The 3,740-nt window shown below is 35.5% G+C and carries 7 protein-coding genes; 2 read left to right on the plus strand and 5 right to left on the minus strand.

All coding sequences use genetic code 11. The annotated features are described in order from the left end of the window. The 4 genes from ENL20_03655 to ENL20_03670 form a co-directional block, all read right to left on the minus strand. Window positions 1-182: hypothetical protein (locus ENL20_03655; GenBank protein ID HHE37652.1), on the minus strand; the 182-nt coding region annotated here is incomplete at its 3' end. Window positions 183-297: 115 nt separating this feature from the next. Next, window positions 298-762, minus strand: coding sequence for a hypothetical protein (locus tag ENL20_03660; protein ID HHE37653.1), 465 nt, complete (start codon window positions 760-762; stop codon window positions 298-300). A 279-nt stretch (window positions 763-1,041) separates the two neighbouring features. Continuing rightward, the gene (locus tag ENL20_03665; protein ID HHE37654.1) at window positions 1,042-1,227 is read right to left on the minus strand and encodes a hypothetical protein; all 186 of its coding nucleotides are present in this window, start codon (window positions 1,225-1,227) and stop codon (window positions 1,042-1,044) included. A 2-nt stretch (window positions 1,228-1,229) separates the two neighbouring features. Next, window positions 1,230-1,475 (minus strand): hypothetical protein, encoded by a 246-nt coding sequence (locus ENL20_03670; protein ID HHE37655.1) that lies wholly within the window; start codon window positions 1,473-1,475, stop codon window positions 1,230-1,232. Window positions 1,476-1,603: 128 nt separating this feature from the next. Here ENL20_03670 and ENL20_03675 point away from each other — a divergent pair, with 128 nt between their 5' ends. Together ENL20_03675 and ENL20_03680 are read left to right on the plus strand one after the other, a co-directional pair. Continuing rightward, entirely contained in the window at window positions 1,604-1,948 is a 345-nt protein-coding gene (locus ENL20_03675) for a hypothetical protein (GenBank protein HHE37656.1), read from the plus strand. After that, window positions 1,908-2,558 (plus strand): sigma-70 family RNA polymerase sigma factor, encoded by a 651-nt coding sequence (locus ENL20_03680; GenBank protein HHE37657.1) that lies wholly within the window; start codon window positions 1,908-1,910, stop codon window positions 2,556-2,558. Before ENL20_03675 ends, ENL20_03680 begins: the two co-directional genes overlap by 41 nt. Before the next feature lie 12 nt (window positions 2,559-2,570). On the opposite strand, the gene ENL20_03685 is transcribed toward ENL20_03680, so the two are convergent. Continuing rightward, window positions 2,571-3,740: T9SS type A sorting domain-containing protein (locus tag ENL20_03685; protein ID HHE37658.1), on the minus strand; the 1,170-nt coding region annotated here is incomplete at its 5' end.

The raw sequence follows: 3,740 nt of genomic DNA on the forward strand, positions 1-3,740 counted from the left end.
GCGTTCTCTGCTGCTACCACATCATCCAGTTTTTTCTCGATATCCGCGGTTTCATCGGTCATTTCCGTGATATTTGTAGCATCGATATTTAAGATCGCCAGGTTCGCACCGGCAACGGTGTAGAAATTCTTCCCATAAGGCGGTACTTCCTTATCTTTAAATTTGCTGATATTTACTTCCATTTTGTCTCCTTTCGGGATTATTCCCGCATCCTCCGAAGCCTTTTAATCTCCATAGTTTTTTTAATCTCCATAGTTTTAACGAAGGAGATTGGCGAAGGAGGATTTCTTGTTTTGTTTAATTAAAAATTCTGCATAATTCATTTTCTAACTCACCCTCGTTCCCTCTCTTCAAAGAGAGGGATGACATTCTTGTTCCTGCGCTCCTGCGTAGGAACGAATATGACGCATGTGCGACCAACACTGCATTCCAACGCAGGAGCATTGGAACGAGCAGGTGAATTTCAGGACAGAAATCGGCATTTTTATTCCCGAAATTGTGAGTATCCGGACAGAAATTAGCGTTTTCATTCCCGCAATTGGGAATTTCAGGACTGCAATTGGCTTTTTCGTTCCCGCAATTGGGAATTTCAGGACTGCAATTGGTGGTTTCATTCCCGAAAATATGAGTTTCGGGACAGAAATTGGTGTTTTCATTTCCGAAAATGTGAGTTTCAGGACTGCAATTTACTTTTTCATGCCTGAAATTCATGTTGATAGCACATGAATAGCAAAGAATCTGCTCATAATTGTTTTTCTTCATTCCGCACTTCTATAATTTCTAAATGAACGCTTTAAATTGAATTCATCCGTAAAATTTGATCATTCGACTCGTAAGGAACGACGAGTCGAAATAAAATGTTATTAATACGCAGTTTCGAGTCGTCGTCTTGTGCTAAGACGATGTCTTTCGTCAAACATAGTTTGACGCTGTCCTTACAACTCGAATCCTTAATTTCCGGATAAACTCTAAACAGGAATCACCCGCCTGTTAAGGTGCTGCATACAGGCGGGACGATATAAACCGGTTTTTACCGGGAACCTATTGATCGGGTTCCTCTTTGTTTTCGATAGTAACATCTTTCTCCGGGATTTTATTTACGATAGTAACATCATGTTCTTCTGTGGAAGGTTTGTTTGCAGATTTGGCTTCATCATCGATAGCAATGATTTTGATGACATCTTTCTCAAATAGGATAATGTAGGCATCGGTGGTTATTACATCCATTATTATTCGATTGGGATCAGGTGAATATTTCCATCCTTATCCACTACGATCCAATAATCATCAGTAAAATCCATGATGTTGTATTTTTCACCTTCCACACTTTCGATGGTTTCACCGGCATCCAGTTCTATCCTGTCGATTAGATAGTCCTTGATGATATTCTGTTTTTCCGCACTGAAATCACCCAGTTTTAAAGCATTCAGCAGACTGATCGACAGAATCAGTACTAACAGCAGCAGCTTTTTCATTTCGCACCTCCTTTTTGTTTGCTGCAGTTGAATGACGCGGAGGTGCGAAGTGTGACGCCGTTACCGGAAAAAAATTTATACTTGACTAAGGAAAGAGTTGTCGAACTTCTGTAATGAGGAGTTTCGATATGAAAAATATCCAAGATTTTACATATCAGGATGCAATGAAAATATCTTATAAATATGCCTTATACAGAACAGGAAATGTAGATATTTCAAAAGAAATAGCTTCCATTACTGCCGGTAAATTTGTATTAAAAAAAATTGAAGGCGATATCAGGGGCATAAAAAAGTGGATCACTCTTACTTCACGCAATTTTTGTTATGAATATTTCAGGGATATCAAAAAGAAGAAGAAGCTTAAAGAAAGATATAAAGAAAAATTAATAATCGATACGATCCTGGAACACAGCAAGATAGATACGGAACTGCATGCATCCTTTAAAAAAAGCGCTGGAAAGCTTAACAGATGAACAGCAGAGAACCCTGGTTTTATATAATATTTGCGATAGAAATTATCAGCAGATGGAAGAGATTGCGGAGGTTTCAGCTGTAGCCATCAGGCAGAGAATTTCCCGGATCAACAATAAATTGAAAGCAATAACATATTTGAATTTAGGAATGATAGGGACTAAAAAGATAGTAACTCCGGAATTGAATAATGTACTGTATAAATTCTTAACCAGATTCAAGAAGAACCTGGAAGAAAGTACTCTCCATAAAATGTATAAATATTTCTCGATGGCTGATCTTAAAGATTACCATGGAACTATTAAAATCAAAGAAACAGAAAATTATGAGATCAAATTGAAAGATTGCGAATACCAGATAATTGTTTTATATCAGAATGATGATGACATTAGAGAAGCCTTTGATTTCAAATTCAAGATTGAGAATAATCATTTAAAGATAACAGCTCCACCTAAAAAGAAAACAATAGCTGCAACATTAAAGAATGATTCCGAACAAGCTGATAAACTAAAAGAACTGCTTCACTTATATCCACCCGATAGAACAGGAAAATCTACCATTCCCAAAGAGCTTTTAGATGCGTTGATCAAAAAGAATACGCTATCCACATAATGCAATTATGTGCTATCGTAATAATATCATCTTACTGACAACACATTTTTGATTATTTATCTTTAATCTATAAAAGTAAACTCCATTAGAAACGGCTTTTCCATACTCATCGGTTGCATTCCACATAATTGGATTTTGATTCCTGATATCTGAAAATTGTTTTATCTTCTGCCCTTTAATGTTATAAATTGAAATCTCTGAGTTCTCCTTGTACTCTGTGGCTAAAGAAAATGAAATTGTTGTTTCTGAATTGAAGGGATTGGGAAAATTGGAGAGATTTATTGGAGTGATGTTGGAAACTGTCTCATCATTAACAGACACAAAATTAAGTTCATTTCGAAAAATTGAAGATTCTCCCGGACAAATCAACATTTCATTAGTTTCCTGTATTATATTCGCTGTAATTATATAGTCGGTTGGAGAAAAACCATCTAAATAAACTTGTTGCCAATTATTACCACTGTCATTTGAAAAATAAAAATGAGGATGTTCAAGATTGATACCATCTCTATTAACACCGGATGCATAAATTTCACCCGGTTCGGATGGATTTAATATAATACGAATAGTTGAAAAATCATCATGAAAATTATTTGAACATTCTTCCCAGTTAATAGAATCATAAGATCTATAGATAATATATTTTCCAGGGATAGCTTCTGTATTTACTGCTCTGATAAAAAATATTGAATTCTGTTGATCGTATTCCAATTGATAAAACTTCCTGTTCTCAATTTCAAATATACTCTCCCAGGTTAAACCTTCATTTTCGCTTTTCATCAAAACACCGCTTAACATAGCAGCATAAAATGTGTCATCTACTTTGCATAAAGATTGAATGGAAATCATAGGTTCACCAAGATTTAAATCAGACTCCATTATCAGATTCCAGGATCCTCCCTGATCTTCCGATCTATAAATAAAAGTCTGATTATGCTCACCATCATTAGATTTGAAACCGGAAATTATCATAATATTTTCTGAAAGAAAGTAAGTTTTATCGATCAATATTCTATCTTCTTCTGCAATTCCATTATTGCTCTCCGACCAGGTTTCTGCTCCATCGTATGACATATATATTCCTTTTTTTATCCGCGAAGCAATATAAACATCCGGATCATATTCCGATTGGGTCATATCAAAAACATTATATACGGAATCTATTCGTGTCCAATTATATCC

Source organism: Candidatus Cloacimonadota bacterium, from assembly GCA_011372345.1.
Classification (GTDB): domain Bacteria; phylum Cloacimonadota; class Cloacimonadia; order Cloacimonadales; family TCS61; genus DRTC01.

What these genes read in the sequence shown, in the direction of transcription:
- ENL20_03660 (HHE37653.1), bottom strand. Translation starts at nt 762, where the DNA reads ATGAAGAAAAACAATTATGAGCAGATTCTTTGCTATTCATGTGCTATC.
- ENL20_03665 (HHE37654.1), bottom strand. Translation starts at nt 1,227, where the DNA reads ATGGATGTAATAACCACCGATGCCTACATTATCCTATTTGAGAAAGAT.
- ENL20_03670 (HHE37655.1), bottom strand. Translation starts at nt 1,475, where the DNA reads ATGAAAAAGCTGCTGCTGTTAGTACTGATTCTGTCGATCAGTCTGCTG.
- ENL20_03675 (HHE37656.1), top strand. Translation starts at nt 1,604, where the DNA reads ATGAAAAATATCCAAGATTTTACATATCAGGATGCAATGAAAATATCT.
- ENL20_03680 (HHE37657.1), top strand. Translation starts at nt 1,908, where the DNA reads ATGCATCCTTTAAAAAAAGCGCTGGAAAGCTTAACAGATGAACAGCAG.